Here is a 579-nt window from a genome sequence, read left to right as displayed (position 1 = left end):
GAGGGCACTGAAAAAGTGGACTTAAAATAGTCTGTTTTTGCAAAGCGGATGAATGAGTGCTGAACTCTTCATCCGCTTTCTTTTTTTTACGTTATTTGATATTTAGGTTTATGCTGTGTTCAGCATTTTCTTAATTGAGCTTAGTGGCTTTTTCTACGGTTCTGAAAGATTTTTTTAGATGAACAAGTCTCCAAACCTAGAATTTGAATATTCTTTTCAGATTTACTACAAATATTGCTATTGCCCCTTGCATTTTCATATTCTCTATGCCATATGAATCCGCCCTGCCATATCCATGAACGTTTTTTAATTCACTGTTTTTTGCTTCAATCTTGTATCGATGACCGGCTTGTTCCTTGTAGTAGTTGGTCTCCTGAAAGTCCATTTGTTCCTTGTGCAGGTCGGACTTTATGGATACTGAATAGCTTTTAGTTTTTGCTCCCGGCTTATAGCAATTCTCCCTCAATGGACAGATCTTGCACTTTTCAACGTCAAAATAGTAGGTGTCTACCTGATTTGTTCCATCTTCCTTTTTCCCCTGCCTTGCTTTTCGAACAGCGAGATGGCCTGCCGGGCAAA

At 38.9% G+C, this 579-nt stretch carries 1 protein-coding gene; it reads right to left on the bottom strand.

The features are described 5' to 3' along the window. Window positions 1–196 precede the first annotated feature (196 nt). Window positions 197–579, bottom strand: a 383-nt coding sequence (locus ACFOUY_RS08945) for a transposase (protein ID WP_378960163.1), incomplete at its 5' end; no start/stop codon positions are given.

The sequence above is a fragment of the Pedobacter jamesrossensis genome, assembly GCF_042650905.1.
GTDB lineage: Bacteria > Bacteroidota > Bacteroidia > Sphingobacteriales > Sphingobacteriaceae > Pedobacter > Pedobacter jamesrossensis.
This window is presented reverse-complemented; position numbering and strand designations above follow the sequence as displayed.